22 protein-coding genes and 1 pseudogene are annotated in these 20,463 nt (G+C 64.8%); 8 read left to right on the top strand and 15 right to left on the bottom strand.

Translation table 11 applies throughout. From position 1 onward, the window contains the following. Positions 1 to 68 precede the first annotated feature (68 nt). The 4 genes from CA260_RS03395 to CA260_RS03380 all read right to left on the bottom strand — a co-directional run bounded on the left by CA260_RS03395 (position 69) and on the right by CA260_RS03380 (position 3,329). Positions 69 to 1,439 carry a pyridoxal-phosphate dependent enzyme gene (locus CA260_RS03395; RefSeq protein ID WP_111981022.1) on the bottom strand — a complete coding sequence of 457 codons (1,371 nt, stop codon included), beginning with the start codon at positions 1,437 to 1,439 and terminating at the stop codon, positions 69 to 71. 165 nt (positions 1,440 to 1,604) lie between these two features. Then, positions 1,605 to 1,832, bottom strand: a complete 228-nt coding sequence (locus tag CA260_RS03390) for a YdcH family protein (protein ID WP_038623482.1) — start codon at positions 1,830 to 1,832, stop codon at positions 1,605 to 1,607. A gap of 415 nt (positions 1,833 to 2,247) precedes the next feature. Further along, on the bottom strand, positions 2,248 to 2,868 hold the full coding sequence (locus tag CA260_RS03385) for a DUF4398 domain-containing protein (RefSeq protein ID WP_111981021.1): 621 nt from the start codon (positions 2,866 to 2,868) through the stop codon (positions 2,248 to 2,250). Beyond that, positions 2,865 to 3,329, bottom strand: a complete 465-nt coding sequence (locus CA260_RS03380) for a DUF4398 domain-containing protein (protein WP_238149599.1) — start codon at positions 3,327 to 3,329, stop codon at positions 2,865 to 2,867. Before CA260_RS03380 ends, CA260_RS03385 begins: the two co-directional genes overlap by 4 nt. A 209-nt stretch (positions 3,330 to 3,538) precedes the next feature. Between CA260_RS03380 and CA260_RS03375 the strand changes: the two genes are divergently transcribed. Continuing rightward, positions 3,539 to 4,654: a PilT/PilU family type 4a pilus ATPase gene (locus CA260_RS03375; RefSeq protein ID WP_038615136.1), complete on the top strand. Its 1,116-nt coding sequence runs from the start codon at positions 3,539 to 3,541 to the stop codon at positions 4,652 to 4,654. A gap of 6 nt (positions 4,655 to 4,660) precedes the next feature. Here CA260_RS03375 and CA260_RS03370 read toward each other — a convergent pair whose 3' ends face one another. Then, positions 4,661 to 5,044, bottom strand: coding sequence for a 2OG-Fe(II) oxygenase (locus CA260_RS03370; protein WP_111981018.1), 384 nt, complete (start codon positions 5,042 to 5,044; stop codon positions 4,661 to 4,663). A gap of 6 nt (positions 5,045 to 5,050) precedes the next feature. Next, entirely contained in the window at positions 5,051 to 5,713 is a 663-nt protein-coding gene (maiA, locus tag CA260_RS03365; RefSeq protein ID WP_111981017.1) for a maleylacetoacetate isomerase, read from the bottom strand. 135 nt (positions 5,714 to 5,848) lie between these two features. On the opposite strand from maiA, the gene CA260_RS03360 reads away from it, so the two are divergent. Together CA260_RS03360 and CA260_RS03355 are read left to right on the top strand one after the other, a co-directional pair. Next, on the top strand, positions 5,849 to 7,027 hold the full coding sequence (locus CA260_RS03360; RefSeq protein WP_111981016.1) for a phosphoglycerate kinase: 1,179 nt from the start codon (positions 5,849 to 5,851) through the stop codon (positions 7,025 to 7,027). Continuing rightward, entirely contained in the window at positions 7,027 to 7,659 is a 633-nt protein-coding gene (locus CA260_RS03355) for an HAD hydrolase-like protein (protein WP_111981015.1), read from the top strand. Before CA260_RS03360 ends, CA260_RS03355 begins: the two co-directional genes overlap by 1 nt. A gap of 207 nt (positions 7,660 to 7,866) precedes the next feature. Here CA260_RS03355 and tkt read toward each other — a convergent pair. Next, positions 7,867 to 9,871: pseudogene (gene tkt, locus CA260_RS03350) on the bottom strand (transketolase). 245 nt (positions 9,872 to 10,116) lie between these two features. Between tkt and CA260_RS03345 the strand changes: the two are divergent. After that, a complete protein-coding gene (locus CA260_RS03345; protein WP_111981014.1) occupies positions 10,117 to 10,755 on the top strand; it encodes an outer membrane beta-barrel protein in 639 nt (212 codons plus the stop codon). Between the two features lie 239 nt (positions 10,756 to 10,994). Then, positions 10,995 to 11,597 (top strand): outer membrane protein, encoded by a 603-nt coding sequence (locus tag CA260_RS03340; protein ID WP_038615122.1) that lies wholly within the window; start codon positions 10,995 to 10,997, stop codon positions 11,595 to 11,597. Positions 11,598 to 11,775: 178 nt separating this feature from the next. On the opposite strand, the gene CA260_RS03335 is transcribed toward CA260_RS03340, so the two are convergent. From CA260_RS03335 to CA260_RS03315, 5 genes are all read right to left on the bottom strand, one after another. Next, positions 11,776 to 12,783: a class I fructose-bisphosphate aldolase gene (locus tag CA260_RS03335; protein ID WP_111981013.1), complete on the bottom strand. Its 1,008-nt coding sequence runs from the start codon at positions 12,781 to 12,783 to the stop codon at positions 11,776 to 11,778. Between the two features lie 143 nt (positions 12,784 to 12,926). Then, entirely contained in the window at positions 12,927 to 13,376 is a 450-nt protein-coding gene (locus tag CA260_RS03330; RefSeq protein WP_111981012.1) for an energy transducer TonB, read from the bottom strand. An 81-nt stretch (positions 13,377 to 13,457) separates the two neighbouring features. Further along, positions 13,458 to 14,930 carry a pyruvate kinase gene (gene pyk / locus CA260_RS03325; RefSeq protein ID WP_111981011.1) on the bottom strand — a complete coding sequence of 491 codons (1,473 nt, stop codon included), beginning with the start codon at positions 14,928 to 14,930 and terminating at the stop codon, positions 13,458 to 13,460. Positions 14,931 to 15,330: 400 nt separating this feature from the next. Continuing rightward, positions 15,331 to 16,140, bottom strand: a complete 810-nt coding sequence (locus CA260_RS03320; RefSeq protein WP_111981010.1) for a S1/P1 nuclease — start codon at positions 16,138 to 16,140, stop codon at positions 15,331 to 15,333. Positions 16,141 to 16,212: 72 nt separating this feature from the next. Beyond that, the gene (locus tag CA260_RS03315) at positions 16,213 to 16,683 is read right to left on the bottom strand and encodes an OsmC family protein (protein WP_111981009.1); all 471 of its coding nucleotides are present in this window, start codon (positions 16,681 to 16,683) and stop codon (positions 16,213 to 16,215) included. A 189-nt stretch (positions 16,684 to 16,872) separates the two neighbouring features. On the opposite strand from CA260_RS03315, the gene gap reads away from it, so the two are divergent. Next, positions 16,873 to 17,886, top strand: a complete 1,014-nt coding sequence (gap, locus tag CA260_RS03310; RefSeq protein WP_111981008.1) for a type I glyceraldehyde-3-phosphate dehydrogenase — start codon at positions 16,873 to 16,875, stop codon at positions 17,884 to 17,886. A 188-nt stretch (positions 17,887 to 18,074) separates the two neighbouring features. Beyond that, a complete protein-coding gene (azu, locus tag CA260_RS03305) occupies positions 18,075 to 18,524 on the top strand; it encodes an azurin (protein ID WP_172461704.1) in 450 nt (149 codons plus the stop codon). A gap of 125 nt (positions 18,525 to 18,649) precedes the next feature. Here azu and tpx read toward each other — a convergent pair whose 3' ends face one another. Then, positions 18,650 to 19,150, bottom strand: coding sequence for a thiol peroxidase (gene tpx, locus CA260_RS03300; RefSeq protein ID WP_111981007.1), 501 nt, complete (start codon positions 19,148 to 19,150; stop codon positions 18,650 to 18,652). Positions 19,151 to 19,173: 23 nt separating this feature from the next. Beyond that, on the bottom strand, positions 19,174 to 19,599 hold the full coding sequence (locus tag CA260_RS03295) for a hypothetical protein (RefSeq protein ID WP_111981006.1): 426 nt from the start codon (positions 19,597 to 19,599) through the stop codon (positions 19,174 to 19,176). Here CA260_RS03295 and CA260_RS03290 point away from each other — a divergent pair. Beyond that, on the top strand, positions 19,577 to 20,062 hold the full coding sequence (locus CA260_RS03290; RefSeq protein WP_425479680.1) for a hypothetical protein: 486 nt from the start codon (positions 19,577 to 19,579) through the stop codon (positions 20,060 to 20,062). The two genes, CA260_RS03295 and CA260_RS03290, sit on opposite strands and share 23 nt — an antisense overlap. A 9-nt stretch (positions 20,063 to 20,071) precedes the next feature. Here CA260_RS03290 and CA260_RS03285 read toward each other — a convergent pair whose 3' ends face one another. Next, positions 20,072 to 20,380 (bottom strand): hypothetical protein, encoded by a 309-nt coding sequence (locus CA260_RS03285; RefSeq protein WP_111981005.1) that lies wholly within the window; start codon positions 20,378 to 20,380, stop codon positions 20,072 to 20,074. Positions 20,381 to 20,463: the final 83 nt, after the last annotated feature.

Here is a 20,463-nt window from a genome sequence, read left to right as displayed (position 1 = left end):
CAACAAACTTATCATGGCGAAGGATCGACGATGCGATGCGCCATCGTGGACGCATCGGTCGCCGCCGATCAATGCACCTTGCGTCGTAGGTAGTTCAGCAGATCGATCCGCGTGATCAGGCCAAGGAACTGGTCGCCATCCACCACGATGGCCACGTGGCCGCGATCGAACACCGGCAGCAGCGACTCGATCGGCGAGCGCACGTCCAGCATCTGCAGGTTGGTGATCATGGCGGTGGACACGGCATCGCGGAACTTGCTTTCGTCCGCATGCACATGCATCAGCACGTCCGACTCGTCGAGGATGCCGACCAGTCGGTTGCCGTCCATCACCGGCAGCTGCGACACGTCGTAAAGCTTCATGCGCGTATAGGCCGTCATCAGCAGCTCGTTCGGGCCAACTACCACCGTGTCGCGCTGCGCGAAGGGGCGCAGCAGCAGGTCACGCAGGTCACCATGTTGCTCGCGTTCGAGGAAGCCGTTGTCGAGCATCCAATAGTCGTTGTACATCTTCGACAGGTACTTGTTGCCCGTGTCGCACACCAGCGTCACCACCCGCTTGGGTGTGGTCTGCTCGCGGCAATAGCGCAGTGCGGCGGCCAGCAGCGTGCCGGTGGACGAACCACCGAGGATGCCCTCTTTCGCCAACAACTCTCGCGCCACCAGGAAGCTCTCCTTGTCGGGAATCGCATAGGCCTTCTTCACGCGGGTGAAGTCGCTGATGGAGGGAAGGAAATCTTCGCCGATGCCTTCCACCATCCAACTGGCCGACTTGGTCGAGAGTGTCCCGTCGTTGATGTACTGAGCAAGAATGGAACCGACCGGATCGGCCAGCACGAACTCCGTGTTTGGCGACCGCTCAGCAAAGAACTTGGACAGGCCGCTCAACGTGCCCGACGAGCCGCAGCCGACGACAACGGCGTCGACCCTTCCGTCGAGCTGCTCGAGGATTTCCGGGCCCGTGGTCGCGATGTGCGCCGCCGGGTTGTCCGGGTTGCCGAACTGGTTGATGAAGTACGCGCCCGGTGTTTCGCGCGCGATACGCTCGGCCATGTCCTGGTAGTACTCGGGGTGGCCCTTCGCCACGTCCGAACGGGTGAGCACGACTTCGGCACCCATCGCCTTGAGGTTGAAGATCTTCTCGCGGCTCATCTTGTCGGGCACCACCAGGATGAGGCGGTAACCCTTCTGCTGCGCGACGAGCGCAAGGCCGAGTCCGGTGTTGCCGGCGGTGCCCTCCACCAGCGTGTCGCCGGGGCGGATCTTTCCCGCCTTCTCGGCGCCTTCGATCATCGACAGGCCGATGCGGTCCTTGACCGAACCGCCGGGGTTGGCGCTTTCCAGCTTGAGGAAGAGTTCACACGGTCCGACGTCCAGGCGCTGCGCGCGTACCATCGGGGTACGTCCGATCAGTTCGAGGACACTCTGGTGGACCGTCATGGGAACTCCTTGGGTTGTGCGCCGGCGCTACCGGAGCGGCCGACAAGGGGCACGATCATAACCGAGGCATCGTGACCCTCGACTTTCCCCGGAAATACTGCGGCCCCGGAAACCGTTCCCTTGCGGGAGGCTTCCGGGGCCGCGTTCATGCGAAACCTCGCAGATTCAGTTGATGCGGTGCGCTCGGGTGTCCCACATGCGCTGGAGTCGCTCCTTGGCGTGGAGCTTCTCCTTCTTCATGCCCGATAACGTCATGTCATCGATGGGAAGTACGCCGATCTCGGCGTCGTGCACCTTGCTGTCGAGCTCCCGATGGTGCTGGTACAGCCGACGGAACTCCGCGTCGGCCTTCATCAAAGCTTCGACATCATCACGCTGCTGGTTTTCAAACATGATGCAACCTCCTCTGGAGAGAACGGCGAGCACTTGTGAGCGGCGCCCGCTGACGAGGAATGCACGCACACACCCGCGATCCATGCCGTTTGACCGGTCCATGGAGAACGTTTGGAGGGGAAGGATGAGTGCATGATTCAGGTCGGTGACCCAGGGTGCGAAGGTGCCCCCTGGGAACTTGACCCTACTCCCGGCCATGGAGCCATGCAAGCGTCATATTCGGGATGGGATGACGCAGTCGATCGGCAGAAAAAAGCTGCCAGAACAGTCTTTTGCGGAACCCGAACAAGCGCTTGCCGATCCTTGAACAATGCGCTCGCCAAGCCGCTTCGCACAGGCCCGGAGCCCCAAAAACGAAGGCCGGCGGGGCCAAGCCCGGCCGGCCTTCGATGGCAACGGACACGGCCCGCGGGGCTTACTTGCCCTGGTCCTTGTCCGAGGAACCGTTGTCGCCCTGCTGCATCTGCGAACGCATCAGCTTGGCGGCCTGGGCGGCCAGCTCGGCCTGCTTCTTGGCGGCGTTGGCTACGCGGGCCTGGGCTGCCGCGACCTTCTTGGCCTGCTCGGCCTGGGCCTGGGCCTGGGCAGTCGCCTCGGCACCGGCAGCCAGCTGGCGGGCGGATTCCTCCTGCTCCATCTGGTATTGCAGGCGCTGGCGCTCCAGCTCGCGGCGGGCCATTTCAGCCTCGCGGCGGCTGCCGTCGAGCTGGATCTGGTCGTGCTCGCGGTCGAGCCGGTTGATCTGCTGCTGGGCGTCCTGCAGCTGCGCCGTGGCGCGCGCCAGGTCGACGCGACGCTCGGCCAGGTACAGGGCGTGTGCGCGGTCACGCGAGCGGGCCTGGGCCAGCTGGTTCACGGCATCGCGGGCGCGGGCCTGCTCGGCCTGGGCGTAGGCGCCCAGGCTGGGATCGCCGGACAGCTGGTCAAGGCTGTTGGTCAGGCGAGCCACGTCCATGTCTTCCTTGGCGGCCTGTGCCACGCCGGTGGCGGCCAGCGCCAGGAGCACGGCGGAGAGTCGTAGGGTCAGGGATTTCATAGGTGGCCTCCCTGGTCGTCACGGTTCACCTGGGGTACGGGCTGGGGATTGTTCTGCGGCAGCGTCTGGAAACCCTGGCCCTCCGGCATGGGTTCGAGCGAAGAGCTCGGCGGCGCCGGCATGTCCTGGGTCTGCTGCTGCGCCGGCAGGCCCGAGTTCTGCGACTGGTCCTGCTGTTGCTGCTCGGAAAGCGATTGCTCGATCTGCTCGCGCAGCTGGCGATTGGCGTTGGTCTTGCTCTGGATCTGCGACCGGGCGGCGGCCAGGCGCGCCTTGGCGCGGGCCAGTTCGGCGTCCGCGCGAGCCTCGTCCGCCAGGGTGGCCGCGTCGTCGTACTTGCGGCTGGCCATGGCGTTCTGGGCCTGCTGGAACTTGTTCTGGGCAAAGCCCAGGTCGACCGGCGCGTAATCGGCGGCATCGGCATCGCGTGCCGCCTGCAGCTGGACCTGCGCCTGATTCATGGCCCCGTCCGGTGGCGGCACGCTCGCGCAGCCGAAAAGCGCCAGCGTCGTGGCCAGCGCCAGGGTCGAAACCGCCGAACGGACGCCTTTCGGGCGGCCAGACAGCGGGGAAAAGATGTGCACCATCACTCAGTCCTCTCGGAGTGTCGCAGCGTATTGTGGGCGGGCATAATCGACTTTAGCAATGCGCACGAAATTAGGGGATTCGAGTGGACATCGGTTACTTCCTCAAGCTAATGGTTGACAAGGGCGCGTCGGATATGTTCCTGACGACGGGCGCCCCTGTGAACATCAAGGTCGAGGGCAAGCTTTACCCGCTAGGCAATACCGGCCTGCCGAGCGGCATGGTGAAGAAGATCGCCTACTCGCTGATGGACGAAGGCCAGGTGCCCCAGTTCGAGCGCGACCTGGAATTGAACATGGCGCTGGCGGTGAAGGAAGCCGGCCGCTTCCGCATCAACGTGTTCAAGCAGCGCGGCGAAGTGGGCATGGTGATTCGCGCGATCAAGAGCGAAATCCCCAGCATCGACCAGCTGCAGCTACCGACCATCTTCCGCGAGCTGATCATGGAGCCGCGCGGCCTGATCCTGGTGGTCGGCGCGACCGGCTCGGGCAAATCGACCACGCTGGCCGCGATGATCGACCACCGCAACCAGAACTCCTCGGGCCACATCCTCACCATCGAGGATCCGATCGAATACCTGCACCGCCACAAGAAGTCGATCGTGAACCAGCGCGAAGTCGGCCTGGACACGCACAGCTACCACGAGGCCCTGCGCAACGCGATGCGCGAGGCGCCGGACGTGATCATGATCGGCGAGATCCGCGACACCGACACCATGGAAGCGGCCATCGCGTTCTCCGAAACCGGCCATCTCTGCCTGGCGACGCTGCACTCGAACAACGCCGACCAGACGCTGGAGCGCATCCTCAACTTCTTCCCGGAATCGGCGCACAAGAACGTGCTGATGAACCTCGCGCTCAACCTGCGCGCGGTGATCAGCCAGCGCCTGGTGATCGGCAAGGACGGCCGTCGCCTGCCGGCGGTGGAAGTGCTGCTCAATACGCCGCTGATCCGCGACATGATTCGCCGCGGCCAGGTGCACGACGTGAAGGAAGCGATGGACCGCAGCCTGCAGGAAGGCATGCAGACCTTCGACCAGTCGCTGTATCGCCTGTACAAGGAAGGCCGCATCGAACTCGACGAGGCGCTCAACAAGGCCGACTCGCGCGATGGTCTCGCCCTCAAGATCCGCCTGTCCGAAAGCGGCAACTCGGAATCGGCCGAACTGGTCGGCAACGATCCGTACGGTCTGGGCTTCTGATCGACCTTAAGCCGCGGGGCGGGTATCGCCGCCCCGCGCGCCACGTACCCAGCCGATGCTGAGCACCCAGCGGGTGCCTTCGTCGATCGTCGTGACGCTGTGCTCTTCCACGTCCGGTCGAAACAGCTTGATGCGGCGACTGGCATGGATGGGCCGCGCGCACACGAACTCGCCACCGCGGCGCGGCGCATGCAGGATGATGTTCAGCCGGTAGTGCCTGCCCTGCGCCACGCGGTCGGTATGCGGCGGCACCGAGGCACCGGTCGGAAAGCGCAGCAGATAGCAATCGCATGGCAGCGGCCACAGCGTGCCGGCGAGCAGCAGCTTGTCGTAACCGCTGCCCTGCCTTCCGCGCTGCCAGCACCACAGGTTCCCCCAGAAACCGGCCACGACGGCTTACGTCGCCGGGGCGTCGGGTTGTGCCTCCGGCGCCGCGCGCTGGAACGCCTCCAGCGCCTGGCAGGCGTCGTAGATGCGCTGGATGGTCGGGTAGTCGTCGAGCGACAGTTTCCAGCGAATGGCGTTGTAGAGCTGCGGAACCAGGCAGATGTCGGCCAGCGTCGGCGTATCGCCGTGGCAGAAGCGCCCCGTCGCCACATGGCCGGACAGCGTCGCCTCCAGCGCGCGCAAGCCTTCACCGATCCAGTGCCGCGACCACACGCCCTTGGCGGACTCATCCAGGCCCATGCCGTTCACCAGGTACTGCAGCACGCGCAGATTGCCCAGCGGGTGCACGTCGCAGCCAACCACCTGCGCCAACGCCCGCACACGAGCGCGTCCGGCAGGGTCCGCAGGCAGCAAAGGCGGCGTCGGATGCGTTTCATCGAGGTATTCGACGATGGCCATGGACTGGGTGAGCACCTGTCCGCCATCGACGAGGCAAGGCACGAGCTCCTGCGGATTGAGCGCCCTGTAGTCGGGTGCGTGCTGCTCCCCGCCGTTGTTCACCAGATGCACCGCGCGCGACTCGTAAGCGAGCCCCTTGAGGTTCAGCGCGATGCGCACCCGATAGGCCGCGCTGGAGCGCCAATAGCCGTACAACACCCGATCCTGGCCCATATCCATGTCCTCGAAGGGAAATACCCGCCGCCTAGGATACCTGCCGCGTGGTTTGCATAGCCGGGGAGCGGGCGGGACAATACGCGATTCGCGCCTGCCGGCGCCCATACGAATCCAAGCCAAGGGAGTTCCGCCGTGTCCGTTACCCGCATGAGCGATCTTGATCTGCGCGGCAAGCGCGTGCTGATCCGCGAAGACCTGAACGTGCCGATCGAGAACGGCCACATCACCTCCACCCAGCGCCTGGATGCCGCCCTGCCCACCGTCAAGGCCGCCCGCGATGCCGGCGCCAAGGTGATGGTGCTGTCGCACCTGGGTCGTCCGAAGGAAGGCCAGTTCGACGCCGAATCCTCGCTGGCGCCGGTCGCCAAGTGGCTGGGCGACAAGCTGGGCCAGCCGGTGCGCCTGGTCGCCGATTACCTCGACGGCGTCGAGGTGGCCGACGGCGAAGTGGTGGTGCTCGAAAACTGCCGCATGAATGTCGGCGAAGGCAAGGATGACGAAGCCCTGTCGAAGAAGTACGCGGCGTTGTGCGACATCTTCGTGATGGATGCCTTCGGTACCGCGCACCGCGCCCAGGCTTCCACGCATGGCGTGATCAAGTTCGCCCCGATCGCCGCCGCCGGCCCGCTGCTGTCGGCCGAGTTGGACGCGCTGGGCAAGGCCCTGGAACAACCGGCGCATCCGCTGCTGGCGATCGTGGCCGGCTCCAAGGTTTCCACCAAGCTGACCTTGCTGGAAAACCTCATCGGCAAGGTGGACCAGCTGATTGTGGGCGGCGGCATCGCCAACACCTTCATCGCGGCCATGGGTTATTCGGTCGGCAATTCACTCTATGAACCGGATCTCATCCCGGCCGCCAAAAAGGTCATCGCCGATGCCAAGCGCCGCAACGCCGACGTGCCGATTCCGGTCGACGTGGTGGTGGCGCCGGAGTTCTCCGCGCACGCGCCGGCCACGGTGAAGCCGGTCGACCAGGTGAAGGACGGCGAGATGATCCTGGACATTGGCCCCGAGACCGCGCGCCGCTACGCCGAGATGATCGCCAAGGCCGGCACCGTGGTGTGGAACGGCCCGGTCGGCGTGTTCGAGTTCGACCAGTTCGGCCATGGCACCGAGACGCTGGCCCGCGCTGTGGCGGCGTCGCCGGCCTTCTCCATCGCCGGCGGCGGCGACACGCTGGCGGCCGTGGACAAGTACGGCATCGCCGATGAGGTGTCCTACATCTCCACCGGCGGCGGCGCCTTCCTCGAATTCCTCGAAGGCAAGGAACTCCCGGCCGTGGCGGCCCTCAAGGCGCGTGCAGGCAAGTAATGCTCTGTCTGTTCGACCTCGACGGCACGCTGATCGATTCGGAAATCGGCATCCTGGGCAGCGTCCGCCATGCGCTGACGCAGCTGGGCGTGGAACATCCGCAGGAAATGCGCCACTGGATCGGCCCGCCGCTGCGGCACAGCTTTGCGCCGCTGCTGGACCATGATCACGATCGCATTGAACTCGCTGTGGATTACTACCACGAACGCTTCCATGCCATCGGCTGGCAGGAGCACACGGTATATCCCGGCATCGACACGATGATCGAGCGCCTGCAGGCCGCTGGCCACACACTCGCCGTAGTGACCAGCAAGCCGGAGCGGCATGCCCGGCCGATCATCGAGCACCTGCCGTTCGGCGGTGCGTTCAGCCGTCTATACGGCCCGGATCCGTCCAGCGCGCATAGCGAGAAGGCGACGATGATCAAGGCTGCCCTCGAGGATTTCGGCGCGAGGCCGGAAGAGACGGCGATGATCGGCGACCGTCATTTCGACATCGACGGTGCGGTGGCCAATCGCGTGCGTGGACTGGGTGTGTTGTGGGGTTTTGGTAGCCGCGAGGAGCTGGAGAAGGCCGGAGCGCATGCGCTGGCGCGGGATCCGGAGCATTTGGCGGCGTTGTTGGCGGCGTAACAACGCCACTTCTGTAGGAGCGCACCCAGTGCGCGACCGCAGTGTTACGGCGTGCCGCTTCGTAGGCTTTTCGCGCACTGGGTGCGTTCCTACAGTTGAAACTGAGGCACAAAAAACGCCGTGATGATCACGGCGTTTTTTGTGGGCTTGAGGCGAGACCCGCCCCTCACCCTGCCCTCTCCCCAGAGGGGAGAGGGAAATGCACACTCAGCCGATCACGCGCTTCACCGCATCGACCACATGCGCCACGGTGAATCCGAAGTGCTCGAACAGCTGCGGCGCCGGCGCCGAGGCGCCGAAGGTGGTCATGCCGATCACGTCGCCGTCGAGGCCGACGTACTTGCGCCAGAAGTCGGACGTGGCCGCTTCCACCGCCACGCGCGCGCGGCACCAGCCCGGCAGGATCGCTTCGCGGTATTCCAGCGGCTGGGCGTCGAACACTTCCGTGCAAGGCATCGACACCACGCGCACCGGCACGTTCTGCTGGGCCAGCGTGCGGGCCGCTTCCATCGCCAGTTCCACTTCCGAACCGGTGGCGATCAGGATGGCCTTGAACTTGGTGTCCTGCGGATCGGACAGCACGTAGGCGCCACGCGCGATGTCGGCCACCTGCTGCGCGCTGCGCTGCTGCGGCTTGAGGTTCTGGCGCGAGAACACCAGGCACGCCGGATTGCCCTTGCGCTCGATGGCGAGCTTCCAGGACATGGCCGATTCGACCGCGTCGCACGGACGCCACACCTGGTTGTTCGGGATGTAGCGCAGCGAGGCCAGGTGCTCCACCGGCTGGTGGGTCGGGCCATCTTCGCCCAGACCGATCGAGTCGTGCGTGTAGACGTGGATGGCATGTGCCGGGATCAGCGCGCTCATGCGCACCGCGTTGCGGGCGTAGTCGGAGAACACCAGGAAGGTGGCGTCGTACGGGATGAAACCGCCATGCAGCGCTAGGCCGTTGGCGATGGCGCTCATGCCGAACTCGCGCACGCCGTAGTAGACGTAGTTGCCCTTGGCGTCGTGGCCATTGCCGGCGTCGACGCTGCCCTTCCACTTGGTGAGGTTGGAACCGGCCAGGTCGGCCGAACCGCCGATCAGCTCCGGCAACAGCGGCGCGAACGCCTCGATGCTCATCTGCGAGGCCTTGCGCGAAGCGACGTCCACGCCGTCCGCCTGCAGTTTGTCGACGAAAGCCTGCGACTTCTCGGCCCAGTCGGCCGGCAGCTCACCGGCGACGCGGCGATTGAACTCGGCAGCCAGCTCCGGGAACGCCGCGGAGTACTTGGCCACCGCGTCGTGCCAGGCCTGCTCGCGCGCGGCGCCCGTCTTCTTGTGGTCCCAGCCGGCGTAGATCTCGGCCGGGATCTCGAACGGGCCGTAGCGCCAGTCCAGCGCGTCGCGCGTCTTGGCGACTTCGTCCTTGCCCAGCGCGGCGCCGTGGCTCTCTTCCTTGCCCTGCTTGTTCGGCGAACCGAAGCCGATGATGGTGCGGGCGCAGATCAGGGTCGGCTTCTCGCTTTGCGAGGTGGCCGCGGCGATGGCCTGCTTGATGGCGTCGGGGTTGTGGCCGTCGACACCGCGGATCACGTTCCAGCCATAGGCCTCGAAACGCTCCGGGGTGTTGTCGGTGAACCAGCCGTGCACGTCGCCGTCGATCGAGATGCCGTTGTCGTCGTACAGCGCGATCAGCTTGTTCAGCTTCCAGGTGCCGGCCAGCGAAGCAGGCCTCGTGCGAGATGCCTTCCATCAGGCAGCCGTCGCCGAGGAACACATAGGTGTGGTGGTTGACGATCTCATGGCCCGGCCGGTTGAAGTGGTCGGCCAGCACCTTTTCCGCCAGCGCGAAGCCCACCGCATTGGCGAGGCCCTGGCCCAGCGGGCCGGTGGTGGTTTCCACGCCGGGGGTTTCGCTGGCTTCCGGATGGCCGGCGGTCTTGGAATGCAGCTGGCGGAAGCGCTTGAGCTCTTCCATCGGCAGGTCGTAGCCGGTCAGGTGCAGCAGCGAGTACAGCAGCATCGAGCCGTGACCGTTGGACAGCACGAAACGGTCGCGGTTGAACCACTTGGGGTTGGTCGGGTTGTGCTGGAGGAAGTCGTTCCAGAGCACCTCGGCGATGTCCGCCATGCCCATCGGCATGCCTGGGTGGCCGGAGTTGGCCTGTTGCACGGCGTCCATGGCGAGGGCGCGCACGGCATTGGCGAGTTCGCGGCGGGTGGTCATTGAGAGGGTTCTCCGGGGGCGATGGCGGCTAAAAACGCTCATTGTCGCCGATTGCCGGGCCCCTGTCCCACGCCCAAGACCTTAATTTGTCCTTAATTTTTGGATAAGGGGTACGGAAACCCTTCAGGCTCCCATGGTTCTAATCCCCTGGCACCCATGGAACGGGTGTGACTGCGATCAGCCTTTCCCCCGGCCCGCAGATCTTTCAGGGATCGATCCCAAAAAAGATCATATGGAGTACTCCCATGAAGAAGACGCTACTTGCCATTGCCATGGCCACGACCGGCTTCATCGCCGCTCCCGCCTTTGCCCAGGACACCAGCTCGTCCACCAGCACCGCCGCCAACGGCAACTACCAACCCTACCAGCCGGTGGGCAGCGGCAACTGGTTCATCAACGGCAGCGTGGGCGAGGGTCATGTGGCAAACGGCCCCTACAACGACCATCCGACCACCTATGGCATCAACGGCGGCTACCGCTGGAAAGTGGGCCAGGACATGGGTCTGGGCGTTGAGGTCGGCTACAACGACCAGGGCAATTACAAGCTGAAGAACATCTTCAACAGCCAGCCCGTCAACCAGACCAGCGAGAAGAACGACCTTCGCGGCTGGACCGCCGGCGTGAACGGCAAGATCAACGTGTGGGACGGCCTGTACGTCAGCGGCCGTGCCGGCATCTATGGCTGGAAGGGCCATGGCTACGACAACAACTCGATCAACCGCCATCACCTCGATGACGTCAGCTGGTACGGCGGCGCCGGTGTGGGTTACGACTTCAACCAGCACTTCAGCCTTGGCGTGAGCTACGACTATTTCGACGCCAAGAAGAAGGGCGTGGACCTGTCCACCGATACGGCCTCGGTTACGGCCGAATACCGTTTCTAATCAACTTGTTGTGAGAAGCATGTGGGCGCCCTCGGGGGCGCCCGTTCTTTTTGGTGCGCCGGCTGGAAGCGGCCTGAACCTTAATGCCTTCTTAATTGTGTACTAATCGGTATTGAAACTCCTCAGGGCCGCCCTATCTAAGGGTCAGCACCGTCGGCACGAGGTGCCCAGCCGCGAACGACCGAACCCCCGGCGCTGCGGACTGGCCCAAATAAGACGAAGAATCGAGGAGTACCCCCATGAAGAACACCATGCTTGCCCTTGCTTTCGCCGCCGCCGGTTTGGTGGCTGTTCCGGCCGCCTTTGCGCAGGACGCCGGCCAGAACGCCCAGCAGGGCTGGTATGTCGGCGCCAACGCCGGCTACGGCCAGATCAAGAAGGGCCCTTATGACAACGGCGATTTCGCCGGTGGCGTGAAGGGTGGTTACCGTTTCGCGCTCAACCCTGAGTTGTCGCTCGGCGTCGAAGCGGGTTACGTCTACCTGGGCCGAGCCGATGCGCGTGGCCTGTATACCCAGAACTACGGCGGCGACGCCAAGTCGAAGCTGCAGGGCGCTACCGCCGGCCTCGACCTGCGCTACAGCTTCAGCCCGAAGTGGTACGGCGAAGTGCGTGGCGGTGCCTTCTTCGCCAAGGGTGAAGGCCTGACCAACGACAAGTTCAACCCGCAGTCGGTGCGCTTCAACAGCACCAACTACTACGCCGGTGCAGGCGTGGGCTACAACATCACCCCGCAGTGGAGCGTGGGCCTGAACTACGACTACTACCAGGCCAGCGACAGCGACAAGAACATCCACCTGCCGACCAACCTGTACACGGTCAGTGCGGAATACCGCTTCTGATCGGTTTTCAGGAACACAGAAACAAAAGACGGGCGCCGCGAGGCGCCCGTTTTCTTTGGTCCATCAATGCCCCGCTCTTTCTGTAGGAGCGCACCCAGTGCGCGAAAAGCCTACGGAGCGGTTTCACCCACTCTGCGGTCGCGCACTGGGTGCGCTCCTACAGAAGAATGGCTGCTTCTTACTTGCCGCTCCACTGACCCAGCGCGGCGAGACCGTTGTCCTTCGCACGGGCGTGGACGGTCTTCTGCGCGTCGGCGTAGTTGGCCTTCATGTCCTTGGACCACAGCTTCAGCGCGGCCTGCTGCATGGCGCGGCCGTAGGAGAACGACAGCGGCCACGGGTGCGGGCCCATGCGGTTCATGGCGTTGAGGTGGGCGGTCGACTGCTCGTCCGACTGGCCGCCCGAGAGGAACACGATGCCCGGCAGCGTGGCCGGCACGGTGGTCTTGAGCACGCGCACGGTGGCTTCGGCGACTTCCTCGACTTCAGCCTGCTCGTCCGCATCCTTGCCCGGGATGACCATGCTGACCTTCAGGATGGTGCCTTCCAGCATCACGTTCTGCTCGTACAGCGCATTGAACAGGCTGCGCAGCACGGCTTCGTGCACTTCGTAGCTGACTTCGATGCTGTGGTCGCCGTCCATGATCACTTCCGGCTCGACCATCGGCACTAGGCCGGCTTCCTGGCACAGCGCGGCGTAGCGGGCCAGCGCATGGCAGTTGGCTTCGATGGCGGTGGAGGACGGGTTGTCCTCGGAGATGTTGATCACGGCGCGCCACTTGGCGAACTGGGCGCCGAGCTTCACGTATTCCTGCAGGCGCTCGCGCAGGCCGTCGAGGCCTTCGGTCACCACGTCGCCCGGGAAGCCGGCCAGCGGCACGGGGCCCTTGTCGACCTTGATGCCCGGGATGATGCCGTTCTTCTTCATCAGCGTCGTGAACGGCACGCCGTCCTTGGTCGACTGGCGGATGGTTTCGTCGTACAGGATCGCGCCGGAGATGTGCTCGTTGAGGCCCGGCGTGGTGAGCAGCAGCTCACGGTAAGCGCGGCGGTTCTCTTCGGTGTTGTCGATGCCGACGGCCTCGAAACGCTTCTTGATGGTGTTGGTCGACTCGTCGATGGCGATGATGCCCTTGCCGGGCGCAACCATAGCGAGGGCAACGCTTTCGAGATCTTCGATGCTCATGACAACTCCGGTACTTAGGCGGTGTGGGCCGCACAAGGTGGAAGCCGCCCTGGAAGGGGGCGGCTAGGCTTAAAGGCCCGCAAGTATATGGCATCTGGCCACGAGGGGCCCTGAGCGCCCCTGAATGGCCATGGCGTCGAGACTCAGGCCTGGTTGTAGCCCGGCAGCTTGCACGCGTCGATGATGGATTGCCGCTGCGCAGCATCCGCCGGCAGGTTGAACGGCACGATGAAGTACGTATTGACCGGCTCGTGCGTCTTGTTGGTGAGCGAAGGCCCGTAGCGGAAGTTGCCCGCCACGCTCTTGGCCACGGCGCCGAGGTCGCTCTGCGGCACCACCTTGGCCACGTTGACGTTCTGCGGCACGCCATCGGAACCGATCATGTAGGTCACCGCCACGCAACCGGGCTTGTCCATGTTGGAGCCGCTGTTGGGGACGTCGGCATCCACCTTGGTGTTTAGCATGATCCAGTACGACTGGATGCGGTCCGGGCCGACCATGCGCGCCTGCGATTGCGCCAGCAGCGGTGCGGCCACGCCCATGGCAAGGGCCAGGGAAATCGCCTGGATGTGGCGACGCGACTTCATGTTCATGGAAAACCTCCTGCGCATGGGTTGGGGGACGTCGACCCGGATTCTAGCCTTACGGGCTGCAGGCCGACGTCGCTACCCTGCTTACAGGTCGCGCAAGCACTCCACCACGCCCTCGGCACCCACCGACAGCAGCTTGAGCGTATTGGTGCCGCCGCCCTGGCCGATGTGGTCGCCGTGCGTGAGCACCACGCGATCGCCTTCGGTCAGCTTGCCTTCGGCGAACAGCTGGCGCACGGCGTCGCGTGCAGAGCCGGCCGGCGTCTGGGAGACGTGGGTGAACTTCACGGCCTGCACGTCACGCAGGATCGACATGCGGCGGCGTGCATCGTCGAACGGCGACAGCGCGTAGATCGGCACCGCGCTGCGATAGCGCGACAGCCACTGCGCGGTGGCGCCCGACTCGGTCAACGCGACGATGGCGCGCACGCCGAGCTGGCTGGCCAGCACCATGGCGGCGAGCGCGATGGCCTGGTCGGTGCGATCCAGGTGATGCCCCTGCGTCGCCGGATCTTCCTTCGGTTCGAACTGGCGTTCGGCGCCGAGGCAGATGCGGCGCAGTGCCGCCACGGCCTTGTCCGGGTGTGCGCCGGCCGCCGATTCCTCGGACAGCATCACGGCGTCGGTGCCGTCGATCACGGCGTTCGCCACGTCCATCACTTCGGCGCGGGTCGGGATGGGCGAGCGCACCATCGACTGCAGCATCTGCGTGGCGGTGATCACGGCGCGATTGCGCTGCACCGACTCGCGGATGATCTTCTTCTGCAGGCCCGGCAGCTCGGCATCGCCGATCTCCACGCCCAGGTCGCCGCGCGCCACCATCACGACGTCGGATGCATCGATGATCTCGCCGAGCACCGGAATGGCATCGGCGCGCTCGATCTTCGCCACCAGCGAGGCCTTGCCACCGGCTTCCTCCAGCAGGCGGCGCGCTTCGTTCATGTCGGCGGCCGAACGCACGAAGGAGACGGCGAGGAAGTCACAGCCGATCTCGGCGGCGAGCTTGATGTCAGCCTTGTCCTTGTCCGACAGCGCGGACACGGAGAGGCCACCGCCCTGGCGGTTGAGGCCCTTGCGATCGGACAGCTTGCCGCCGATCAGCACGCGGCAGCGGATTTCCGCGCCCACGACGGATTCGACGGTCAGCGCGACCAGGCCATCATCCAGCAACAGCACGTCGCCGGCGGACACGTCCTTCGGCAGGTCGTAGTAGCTCACGCCAACGCGCGTGGCGTCGCCCAGCGGCGCCCCCGGGCTGCAGTCCAGCACGAAGCTATCGCCCACACGAAGCTCCACCGGACCATGGGCAAACCGCTCGACCCGGATCTTCGGGCCCTGAAGGTCCGCAAGGACGCCGACTTCGCGACCGAGCTTGGTCGCGGCATCGCGCACGGCGACGGCGCGCGCGCGGTGATCGTCCGGCTGGCCGTGCGAGAGGTTCAGGCGAACCACGTCGACGCCTTCGGCGATGATTTTTTCCAGCATGCCAGGAGCGTCGGTCGCGGGACCGAGGGTGGCAACGATCTTTGTGCGGCGCAGCGTAGATTCAGTAGTCATCGTTCCACGCTAGCAGAATTGGATCGATCTGCCAGAGGGTTTGCGCAGGCATTTTTCTTGCCAACCACGGTATGCAAGTGGACTGCTTGTGGCATGCGGACCAGCCGCTACCAGTGGTATTACGCAAAGACAACCAAGAATGCGCCGAGCTCAAGCCACTGGTCTGCTTCACTGGCGTTCGGACGGCCAAATACTGGTGTCATGGCATGCAAAATGCGAGGCCACTCTGAAGCCAGGGCATCGGCGCGCCGGTAGGGGCACCTGGGCTCGCCTGCACGTCCGTGAAGCATGCGCGTGCATGATTTTGCATCGCAGCAATTCTTTCTGGCCCTGCTGAAGTTTTGATCAGAAAAAGGCCCGCGCAGTGGCGGGCCCGTGGGAATCGCGAAGCGAACAAGCGTCACCGCGCCAGCGCGAGGTTCAACACTTCCGCCAGGCGACGCCCCGCTTCGCGCAGGCGCAGTTCCGCCACCGGCAATGCCTTCTGTACGTAGGCCTGATCGAGCTTATGACCCTCGGGATAGATGTCGCGGGAGATCTGGCACGACTCTTCCGCCCACTGCGCATAGGCGTTGTCGAAGGGGGCGATGGGCTTGGGCAAGGTCACCGTGCCGCGGGATTCCAGCTCGTCGGCGTACGCCTTGTCATCCAGGCCACGGGTCTTGAGCAGGCCCGAATCCCACACGCTGTGCAGGTTGGTGCCCTTGTCCTGGAACTGGACCTGATAGGCGTTGCCGCCCTTGTCGTCGCGCGAACCGCCATGCAGCGGCTGGTGCTCGTCGCCGATGAAGTGCACCACGAACTTCAAGGCTTCCAGGCGCGTGGCGTCGGGCTGCGATTTGTCGGCGAGGATCTGCGCATAGTGGTCGATGCCAGCGACCACGCATTGCCCATCCTTGCAGTCGCGCGGCGGCGTGTAGTTGCAGTCGCCGTGGGTGAAGTCGACATAGTGCAGCGCACGCGTCTGCTTCCACAGTGCGTCTTTGCCGGGATCGTTGCGGATCTCGTCCGGCCAGCTGGCGATATCCGCCAGCGACTTGGTGTTTTCCGGCGCCAGCAATCGCTCCACCTCGGCCTCCGCCGCGGGGCTGAGGTGGCGCTGGGCGAGGTCGGCCACGATGCTGTGGCCAAGCTGGCCCCAGGCGTGCGCGGCGGGCGTCAGGACGAAACAGGCGAGAGCAAGTGCGGCAGAGAAGCGCGGAAAGGACATGGATAGGTTCGAATGTGTCAGCGAAAACGGAAAGTCTGCCACAGCTCCATGACAGCTCCGCGCCGGCAGGCCTCAGCTTTCGCCCGGCACCGACAATCGCTTGCCTTCCCCGTCCAGGACGCTGACATCCACCTTGATGCCCTGGCGGACGCTCTGGGTCACGATGCAGAAGTCCTCGAACTGCGCCAGCACGCGATCGAGGTAGTCGAGCACCTCGGCCTTCTCCGCGAGTTGCAGGTCCACGCCGATATGCGCGATGCGCAGACGGCCATGCTCATTGCGCTCCAGGGTCAGCCGGGCCTTCGCGCCCATCCTGCCCGGCGTGTTCTTGTACTTGCGCAGGGCAAACAACAGGCTCGCGGCGAGGCAGTTGGCCACGGCGACAGCAAGGAGGCGCGAGGGATTGGGCCCGGCATCGCCGCCCAGGGGCGCACCTTCATCCACGATCAGGTCCGGAACCACCGTGTCGTCGAAGCGCACCCGGAACTCGAAGTTCTCGACCTGCTCCAGGGTGATGCCGAAAGTCTGTCCCGTCTCGCTCATGCCAATCTCCTGCTGGGCGCATGCGCCCGAAAGAAAAGTTGATTCAAGCGCTTCCGGCCTCCGCTGAACAGCCCCAGCCATGCCGCAAGGCGGTGGATGGGCCGGAGAGCCCGTTCAAGCTAAAATGACGCTTTTACGGCGGTCCCACAGCCGCCAATTCCGTCACCTCACTCCGGAGGACGCTGTCACATGGCCATCAAGGTCGCCATCAACGGTTACGGTCGCATCGGCCGCAACATTCTGCGCGCACTGTACGAAGCCGGTCGCACCAACGAGATCCAGATCGTTGCGATCAACGACCTCGGCAACGCCGAGACCAACGCGCACCTGACCCAGTACGACACCGCGCACGGCAAGTTCCCGGGCACCGTGTCGGTGGACGGCGGCGATCTGATCGTCAACGGCGACCGCATCAAGGTATGCGCGGAGCGCGACCCGTCGAAGCTGCCCTGGGGCGCCCTCGGCGTGGACGTGGTGCTCGAGTGCACCGGCCTGTTCACCTCCAAGGCCAAGGCCAGCGCGCACATCGCCGCCGGCGCCAAGAAGGTCATCATTTCCGCGCCGGGCGACAAGGACGTGGACGGCACCTTCGTCATCGGCGTCAACACCGACAAGCTCACCTCCAAGCTGGAAGTGATCTCCAACGCGTCGTGCACCACCAACTGCCTCGCTCCGCTGGCCAAGGTGCTGCACGAGAAGATCGGCATCCAGCGCGGCCTGATGACGACGATCCACGCCTACACCAACGACCAGGTGCTGACGGACGTCTACCACTCCGACCTCCGCCGCGCCCGTTCGGCCACGCATTCGCAGATCCCGACCAAGACCGGCGCCGCCGCCGCAGTGGGCCTGGTGCTGCCGGAACTCAACGGCAAGCTGGACGGCTTCGCCATGCGCGTGCCGACCATCAACGTGTCGGTCGTCGACCTCACCTTCGACGCCTCGCGTCCGACCACCAAGGAAGAGATCGACCAGGTCATCAGCGAAGCCGCCAATGGCCCGCTGAAGGGCATCCTGGCCGTCAACACGCAGCCGCTGGTGTCGATCGACTTCAACCACAACCCGGCCTCCTCCACCTACGACGCGACCCAGACCCGCGTCATGGAAGGCACGCTGGTGAAGGTGCTGTCGTGGTACGACAACGAGTGGGGCTTCTCCAACCGTATGCTCGACATGACCGTCGCGCTGATGGCGGCCAAGTAAGTCCGGTACGACGCACCAGGAAAAAGGGCCGGTTGATCCGGCCCTTTTTTTGTTTCTGCAAACGCATGCGGTGCAATGTCGCTATGCGGGCGGTACACGCATCGATCTGATCCAGATCAACGCCGGGGCGATCAATCGCGAATCATTATCGTCGCGCCTTTTCTGACTTTAATGACGGAGATGTCCCCATGATCCGCAAGACCTTTGCCCTCGCCTTGCTCGGCCTGTTCGCTGCACCGCTGTGGGCGGCCGACTGCAGCACGACCATCGAGGGCAACGATGCGATGCAGTTCAACCAGAAGAGCATCGAAGTACCCAAGACCTGCAAGCAGTTCACCGTCACGCTCAAGCACACGGGCAAGCTGCCCAAGGCATCGATGGGCCACAACTGGGTGCTGGGCCACTCCGCGGACGAGGCCGGCATCATCGCCGATGGCATGAAGGCCGGCGCCGACCAGAATTACGTGAAGGCTGACGATACCCGGGTCATCGCCCACACCAAGCTGGTGGGTGGCGGCGAGTCGGACACCGTGACCGTGCCGGTGGCCAAGCTCAAGGCCGGCGAAACCTACGCCTACTTCTGCACCTTCCCGGGCCATGCCGCGCTGATGAAGGGCACGCTGGCGCTGGGCAAGTAACAAGCGTGAGCCCCGGTGGGCCGGGGAAGCAGCCAGCTTCGGCTGGCTGCTTTTTTATGCCGGACGACCTAACAGAAAAGGGCCGGATCATGGCCGGCCCCTTTCCTGTCTGCGAGCTACAAGCCTTAGCCCAGCGAGGCTAGCGCCGAATCGTAGTTGGGTTCATGCGCGATCTCGCCGACCAGCTCGCTGTGCACGACCTGATCATTGGCGTCGAGCACCACGACCGCACGCGCGGCCAGGCCAGCCAACGGGCCGGAGGCAAGGGCGACACCGTACTGCTTGAGGAAATCGTGGCCGCGCAGGGTGGACAGGGTGACCACGTTGCTCAGCCCTTCCGCACCGCAGAAACGGGCCTGTGCGAACGGCAGATCGGCGGAAATGCAGAGCACCACGGCGTTGTCGAGCTGGCTGGCTTTCTCGTTGAAGCGACGCACCGACGTGGCGCAGGTTGGCGTGTCGATGCTGGGGAAGATGTTGAGCACCTTGCGCTTGCCGGCAAAGCTGGCGAGTGTCACATCGGCCAGATCCTTGCCAACCAGCGAGAACGCCGGCGCGTGCTCACCCTTGGCGGGAAAATGACCGTCGACCTGGACCGGTTGGCCCTTGAGCGTTACCTGGGACATGGGGACACCTCGTTGGACAGGGCCTACAAGTAGAACATGGCCTTGGCCAGAAAAACGATGCCCACCATGAGCACCAGCACGATGCGGTGGGTATGCCGGAAGCCGCACGGGTCGACTCGCCGGTCACCGGCCCGCACGGCCCGGATGAAGATCACCAGCACCGCCAGCGCCAGGGTCACCTTGGCCAGCAGCAGCCAGCCGAAATGGGTCGGCAGGCAGCGTAGCCCGCCACAGCGGACGGTGAACATGGCGATACCGCTCGCGTAGAGCGTGCCCACGACCCACGGCATCACCCGGCGAGCACGCTGCATCACCGCCTGTTCGATGCGCCCCATCGTGGCCCGGTCGAACCTGCGGTGCAATGCGTCCAGGATCACGACCTCGAACACCACCGCCCCCACGAACGCGATGGCGCAGGAAAGCGAGATGGAACACCGCCGCGTGCTCACCGCGTTCTTCTGGTGGACCAGTTGGGCAGCGGCCGCGGAACACCCGGGCCATGCCATCAGCTACACGCAGAACTGGCCGTACGATCCGCTGGTCGGCAATACACCCACGCCGACGGCGTGGTCGTACCTTCGACAGTTCACCTACACCAAGTTCGTGATTGTCACGGACGAGGACATCGACGTGCGCGACTGGTCGCAGGTGCTGTGGGCCATCGCCACGCGCGTCGATCCCGCACGCGACGCGATGCTGGTGGAGAACACGCCGATCGACTATCTCGACTTCGCCAGCCCTGTGGCGGGTATCGGTTCGAAGCTTGGCCTGGATGCCACCAACAAGTGGCCGGCGGAAAGCACGCGCGCCTGGAGCCGACCCATCGTGCCCGACGATGCCGTGGAACGTCGCGTCGATGCGCTGTGGTCGGCCTTGCGCACCACGACGTCGGCGCGGGACGTCGTCACCTAGCTCGGCGCATCAGTGGGTGGCGGGCTGTGCTTCGTCCGGCACTTCAAGCACGACGAGTGCTTCGCGCAGCTCTTCCTGAAGCGCGACCCACGAACGCCCCCACTGTCCTTCATGAGGCTTGGCCAAGCCGAATCGCTGGAGCATCGCGTGCGCCTTCGCCAGTTGGGCACGCAACGCGTCGATCTCGCCCTGCGCGCGCTCGTGATCATCCTTGCCCACCATGAGGACCTTGCGGTCCCGGCATACGCCGATGCAGGGCTGGGGCGCCTCGATCTTGCCGCAACCGATGCATTGCCAGGCCTGAATGTAGTCGATCATTGCGAGGGCTCCTTATTGCCGATGCGCCATCCTGTGCCACGCGGCGCCTCCGCTCACTGACATTCATCAGACACCTGCTATGG

The organism is Dyella jiangningensis, assembly GCF_003264855.1.
In the GTDB taxonomy this organism is placed as follows: domain Bacteria; phylum Pseudomonadota; class Gammaproteobacteria; order Xanthomonadales; family Rhodanobacteraceae; genus Dyella; species Dyella jiangningensis_C.
This window is presented reverse-complemented; position numbering and strand designations above follow the sequence as displayed.